Below are 6,074 nucleotides of genomic sequence, written 5' to 3' on the forward strand. Positions count from 1 at the left end.
CTCGGGGGATGACGTCCAGTGATCCCCAGCAGCCCGGCGACGGGACCTACGACCCGACCGCGATCCGCCCGGTGGAGCCGAATCCGTCCACGCCCGACCTGACGAAGCGCGACGGCGATCAGAACGTCGGCGGCGATCCCGACGCCGCGACCACGGTGCACCAGACCGCGCAGCCGGATCCCTACGCCGCGCCCTCGGCGTACACCCCGCCGGCGGACCCGTACGCCGCGCCCGCCGATCCGTACGCGGCGCAGCAGAACCCGTACGGTGCCCCGGCCGATCCCTACGCGGCGCAGCAGAACCCGTACGGCGCCCCCGCGGATCCCTACGCCGCGCAGAACCCGTACGCCGCGCCGCCCCAGTACCCGGGCCAGGACCAGTTCGGTCAGCAGCAGTACCCCGGCCAGGCGTTCCCGGGCCAGCAGCCCGGATACCCCGCGTACCCGGGGCAGCAGGCGGGCTACGGCGGCTACCCGGGCCAGCAGCCGCAGACGGGGACCAACGGCCTCGCGATCGCCTCGCTCTCGACGGGCATCATCGCGTTCCCGTTCTCGTGCATCCCGTTCCTCGGTTACGGCTCGATCTTCATCGCGATCGCGGCGATCGTCATGGGCGTGATCGCCATGAAGCAGACCAAGCAGACCGGCCAGCAGGGCCGGGGCATGGCCATCGCCGGCGTGGTGCTGGGTGGCGTCTACCTGGCCCTGTTCGTGATCGGCCTGATCTTCGGCATCGCGTATGTGGCGACCGACGGTTTCGGCAACGGCTCCGATTTCCTGCTCACGCTGCTCGGCTGAACGCAGACCCCACGAGGGGCCCGCACCGATCCGGTGCGGGCCCCTCGTGGTTGTCGACTACTTCGCGGCGGCGACGATCTCCGCGGCGGCGTCGGCAACGGGGATCTCGCGGGACTCGCCGGTGAGCCGGTCCCGGAGTTCGACGACGCCGTCGGCCCAGCCCCGGCCGACCACGACGACGGTCGGCACGCCGACCAACTCGGAGTCCTTGAACTTGATGCCGGGCGAGGCCTTGCGGTCGTCGAGCAGCACCTGCAGGCCGGCGGCGTCGAGCTCGGCGGCCAGCGACTCGGAGCCGGTCCAGGCGCCCTCGTCCTTGTTCGCGATCACCACGTGCACGTCGAACGGGGCGATGCCCTTGGGCCAGCGCAGGCCCTTGTCGTCGTGCTGCTGCTCGGCGATGACGGCGACGAGGCGCGAGACGCCGACGCCGTAGGAACCCTGGGTGAGGCGCACGGGCTTGCCGTTCTCGCCCAGCACGTCGACCTCGAAGGCGTCGGTGTACTTGCGGCCCAGCTGGAAGATGTGGCCGATCTCGATGCCGCGCGCCGACTGCAGCACGCCCTTGCCGTCGGGCGAGGCGTCGCCGTCGCGGACCTCGGCGGCCTCGATGGTGCCGTCGGGCGTGAAGTCGCGGCCCGCGGTGAGGTTCACGACGTGCTGCCCCGGCGCGTCGGCGCCGGTGATCCAGGCGGTGCCGGTCACCACGCGCGGGTCGACGAGGTAGCGGACCTCGTTCTCCAGCAGCGCCTTCGGGCCGATGTAGCCCTTGACGAGGAACGGGTACTTCGCGAAGTCCTCCGCCTCGATCAGCGCGACCTCGGTGGGCTCCAGCGACGCCTCGAGACGCTTGAAGTCCACCTCGCGGTCGCCGGGCACGCCGACGCCGAGGAGCTCCCAGTCGCCGCCGGGGGCACGGGTCTTGACCATGACGTTCTTGAGCGTGTCCCCCGCGACCACCTCGCGGCCGAGGACGGAGGCACCGTCGGCGGCCTCGTTCGCCCAGGCGACGAGCGTGTCGATGGTGGGCGTGCCGGGGGTGTCGAAGACCTGCGCGGCGGGCAGCCCGTCGAGCGGGATCGCGGGCGGCGCGGGCGTGACCACGGCCTCGACGTTCGCCGCGTAGTCCGACTCGGTCGAGTGCACGTAGGTGTCCTCGCCGACGGGGCTCACCGCGAGGAACTCCTCGGAGGCGCTGCCGCCCATGGCGCCGGACGTGGCGGAAACGATGACGTGCTCGACGTTCAGGCGCGCGAAGATCTTCTGGTACGCGGCGCGGTGCTGGGCGTAGGCCTCGGAGAGGCCCTCGTCGGTGGTGTCGAAGCTGTAGCTGTCCTTCATGACGAACTCGCGGCCGCGGAGGATGCCCGCGCGGGGCCGCTCCTCGTCGCGGTACTTGGTCTGGATCTGGTACAGGATGACCGGCAGGTCCTTGTACGAGTTGTACTCGCCCTTCACAGTGAGGGCGAAGATCTCCTCGTGGGTGGGGCCGAGCATCATGTCGGCGCCCTTGCGGTCCTTCAGCCGGAAGAGGCTGTCGCCGTACTCGGTCCACCGGTTGGTGGTCTCGTAGGGCTCGCGCGGCAGCAGTGCGGGCAGCAGGATCTCCTGGCCGCCGATCGCGTTCATCTCCTCGCGGACGACCTGCTCGACGTTCCGCAGGACCCGCAGGCCCAGCGGCAGCCAGGAGTAGACGCCGGGCGCGATGCGCCGCACGTAGCCGGCACGGACGAGCAGCTTGTGGCTGGGGACCTCCGCATCCGCGGGGTCGTCGCGGAGCGTGCGCAGGAACAGCTGGGAGAATCGGGTGATCACGACGCCACAGCTTAGTGTGTCCGGTGTGCTGATCCTGCTTCCCCCGTCCGAAACCAAAGCCGGCGGCGGCTCGGGCGCGCCCCTCGACCTGGGCGCGCTGACCTTCCCGTCGCTCACCGCGACCCGCGAACGCCTCCTCGACGCCCTCATCGCCGTCTCGCAGGACGACGGTGCCGCCCGCGCCGCCCTGGGCCTCTCGGACGGGCAGACCGACGAGCTGGAGCGCAACCGCGCGCTGCGCACCGCCGCCACCCGGCCCGCGATCGAGCAGTACACAGGGGTGCTCTACGACGCCCTCGACGTCCGCGGGCTGACCAAGGCGCAACGCGCGAAGGCCGACGCCCGCCTGGCCGTGGGCTCGGCTCTGTTCGGGACGGTGGGCGCGCAGGACCCGATCCCCGCCTACCGGCTCTCCTCGAGCTCGAAGCTGCCCGGCCTGGGCACGCTGGCCGCCGCCTGGAAGCCCGCGCTGGCCGAGGCGCTCGCCGCCGCGGACCGCGGCCTCGTCGTGGACCTGCGGTCCGGCGGCTACGCGGCGCTGGGCCGGGTGCCGGGGGCGGTGACCGCCACCGTCGTGACGGAGAGGGCCGACGGCTCGCGGTCCGTGGTCTCGCACTTCAACAAGCACCACAAGGGGCTGCTGGCGCGGGCGCTGGTGGTCAGCCGCGCCGAGCCCGGCGACGCGCGGGGCGTGGTGAAGGTGGCCGAGAAGGCCGGGCTGCGTGCGGAACTCTCGTCGCCGACCGAGGTCACGATCGTCACCGCGGGGTGACTCGGGCTCGCCGCTAGTCCTCGTCGAGGCGGTGCCGCCGGGCGCGGCTGACGCGCTCGGCCTGCGCCGAGGTCTCGGGGTGGTGCATGGCGTCGGGCTCGGGCAGCGCGTGCCGCCCGCCGTTCGACGGTGCCTCCGGCTCCTGGGCGGCGGGCGGGCGCTGGATCGGCGCGCTGGGCCGCTGCACGGGGCCGCTCGGGCGCGGCCCGGGACCGCCGGGCTGCGGCGGCGCCTGCCGACCGGGGCGCTGGATCGCGCCGCTGGGCCGGTGGACCGGCGGGCCCGCCGGACCCTGCGGACCGGGCACCGGCCCGCTCGGGCGCGGCATCTGCCCGCTGGGACGCTGGACCGGGGCGCTCGGGCGCGACACCTGACCGCTCGGGCGCTGGATCGGCGCGCTCGGGCGCTGCCGGGCGTGCGGGGGCACCGGGGGCCGGTACTGCGGGTCCGCCGCGGGGCGCGGGGGCTGCGGCGGGCGCGGCAGGTCGGTGCTCTCGCGCTGGATCGGGCCCGACGGCCGGGCGACGCCGGCGAGGCCCTCGCCGGGCTGTCCGGTGCGGGGAAGCGGGTCACTGGGGTGGGAGTACGCCTGCTGCGGCTGCGGCGGCGCGACCGGGGGCGCCTGCGGCGGCTGCGCGGCCGGTCGGTGCTGCACGGGTTGTTGCCCCGTGGCCTGCGGGCGCTTGATCGCGCGGAAGCGGTCGGTGAAGTACATCGGCTCCGGATCCCCGGGCTTCTCGTTGTACGCGCGGTCGAAGTCCTCGCGGCGCACCGCCGGGAACGAGCCGGACGTGACGTCGCCCTCGAGGGGCTCCCAGTCGTCGTCGACATCGTCGTCGTCGTGGTCGAACGCCTGCGCCGGGAAGGAGGTGGACGGGATCGATCCGCCGGACTTGCTCGATTCCTGGGCGGCCTGCCCCTCGGCGACCTCCTCCGGGGTGAACCGCATGAAGGGCACCACGACGAGGCCGGCGAGGATGAGGATCGCGGCGCAGGCGATGAACGCCAGGCCGTAACCCGACGCCAGCGCGCTGCGCTGCGCGTCATCGAGCATCTCGTGGGTGATCTCGCCCTTGGTCGGGCCGCCCTCCTTCATGATCCGGGAGGTCACCAGGACCTGCACGGAGGCCAGGCCGACGATGCCGCCGATGTTCTGGCACACCTCGACCAGCGCGGACATCGGACCGGTCTCCGACGGACGCACCCCGGCGAGGGCGCAGATCGGCAGCGGGATCATCGCGAAGCCCACGCCCAGGCCGATGAGGAACACGGGCAACCCGATGTACGGGAAGTAGCTGACCGCCGACGGGTCCTTGGTCATGAGCGTCGGCACGTAGAGGCACGGCAGGAAGACGATGAGGCCGCCGATCGCGACCAGCCAGCGGGCCTGGAACTTCAGCGCGAGCTTGGACGAGATGGGGGCGGCGATGCCCATGCCCACGGCGAACGGGATCAGGGCCACGCCGGACTGCAGCGGGGTGTATCCGAGCACCTGCTGGAAGGTCTGCGCGACGTAGAAGCCGAGTGTCGGGATCAGGGCGCCGCAGACGAGGATGGCGACCATCGCCGCCACGCGGTTGCGGTTGTGGAAGAGCGAGAACGGCAGGATCGGGTTCTTGGCGGTGCGCTCCACCACGAGGAACGCCGCCAGGCAGACCACGCTGACGGCGCCGGCGATGTAGATGCTCGCGCCCTGCCAGTGGGACTCCGGCCCCATCGTCAGGGCGTATACGCCGGCGACGCAGCCCGCCACGGCGAGGAAGGCGCCCTTGATGTCGAGGGCGTGGCGACGCTCCGAGGTCGACTCCTCCAGGGCGATGACAGCGCCGATGACGCACACGATGCCCACGGGGACGTTGATCCAGAAGACGAAGCGCCAGTCCCACGTCGCGAGCAGGCCGCCCGCGACGAGGCCCGACACCGAGCCGAGCCCGGCCATCGCGCCGAAGATCGCGAAGGCCTGGTTGCGCGCCTTGCCGGGCGCGAAGGTGGTGGCGATCAGCGCCAGCGCCGTGGGGCACGCGATCGCAGCGAAGAGGCCCTGAGCGGCGCGCGCGACGAGCAGCGACGCCTCGTTGGTGGCGAAACCGGTGAGCAGGGAGGCGAGGGTGAATCCCGCGACGCCGAGGATGAACATCCGTTTGCGCCCGAAGGTGTCGCCGAGGCGCCCCCCGAGCAGCATGAAGCCGCCGAAGGTGACCGCGTAGGCGCCGAAGACCCAGATCTTCGCGGCGTCCGAGAGGTGCATCGCGTCCTGGATCCGCGGCAGCGCGACGAAGACGACGGTGCCGTCGAGGACGGCGAGGAACATCATGCCGGAGAGGACGACGATGGCGACACCGAGAGCGCTGCCCTTGACGCGGTACGTCTGCGCCGGGGCCCCCGGGGCCATCGTTGAGGTCATGGAGACCGAGGCTACCGGCTGAGAGAAGTCGCGAAGAAATCGCTCACGCCGGTTTTCGGGTCGTGTCGCCCGGCCGGACGCCCCGATGCGTGCACTCAGCAATCATCGGAGCCGGCGCTTTCCGCAGACCAGGGACGGTATCGGGAGGAAGCGGCAGGATTCGCTCGCCCCATCGATCACATCTCGAGCGACACGCCCGGGGCGCGAACCGACGCTCCTATGGGTGTCAAGTAGTCCACGGGTGCTCAAGTAGGCGGTAGAGGTCGCGGGCGATGTAGCGCTTGAG

Annotated in this window: 4 protein-coding genes; 2 read left to right on the forward strand and 2 right to left on the reverse strand. The window is 72.2% G+C overall.

Annotated elements, in window-relative coordinates:
- Positions 1-8: 8 nt before the first annotated feature.
- The gene (locus tag ACLQ3K_RS25270; protein WP_426002144.1) at positions 9-797 is read left to right on the forward strand and encodes a DUF4190 domain-containing protein; all 789 of its coding nucleotides are present in this window, start codon (positions 9-11) and stop codon (positions 795-797) included.
- A gap of 57 nt (positions 798-854) precedes the next feature.
- Here ACLQ3K_RS25270 and ACLQ3K_RS25275 read toward each other — a convergent pair whose 3' ends face one another.
- Positions 855-2,612 (reverse strand): proline--tRNA ligase, encoded by a 1,758-nt coding sequence (locus tag ACLQ3K_RS25275; RefSeq protein WP_426002145.1) that lies wholly within the window; start codon positions 2,610-2,612, stop codon positions 855-857.
- Between the two features lie 25 nt (positions 2,613-2,637).
- Between ACLQ3K_RS25275 and yaaA the strand changes: the two genes are divergently transcribed.
- Positions 2,638-3,384, forward strand: coding sequence for a peroxide stress protein YaaA (gene yaaA, locus ACLQ3K_RS25280; RefSeq protein ID WP_426002146.1), 747 nt, complete (start codon positions 2,638-2,640; stop codon positions 3,382-3,384).
- 13 nt (positions 3,385-3,397) lie between these two features.
- Here yaaA and ACLQ3K_RS25285 read toward each other — a convergent pair whose 3' ends face one another.
- Complete coding sequence (locus ACLQ3K_RS25285; protein ID WP_426002147.1) at positions 3,398-5,788, reverse strand: MFS transporter; 2,391 nt, start codon at positions 5,786-5,788, stop codon at positions 3,398-3,400.
- Between the last annotated feature and the right edge of the window lie 286 nt (positions 5,789-6,074).

It is taken from the genome of Tsukamurella sp. DT100, from assembly GCF_049844855.1.
Taxonomy (GTDB): Bacteria; Actinomycetota; Actinomycetes; order Mycobacteriales; family Mycobacteriaceae; genus Tsukamurella.

What these genes read in the sequence shown, in the direction of transcription:
- ACLQ3K_RS25270 (WP_426002144.1), top strand. Translation starts at nt 9, where the DNA reads ATGACGTCCAGTGATCCCCAGCAGCCCGGCGACGGGACCTACGACCCG.
- ACLQ3K_RS25285 (WP_426002147.1), bottom strand. Translation starts at nt 5,788, where the DNA reads ATGACCTCAACGATGGCCCCGGGGGCCCCGGCGCAGACGTACCGCGTC.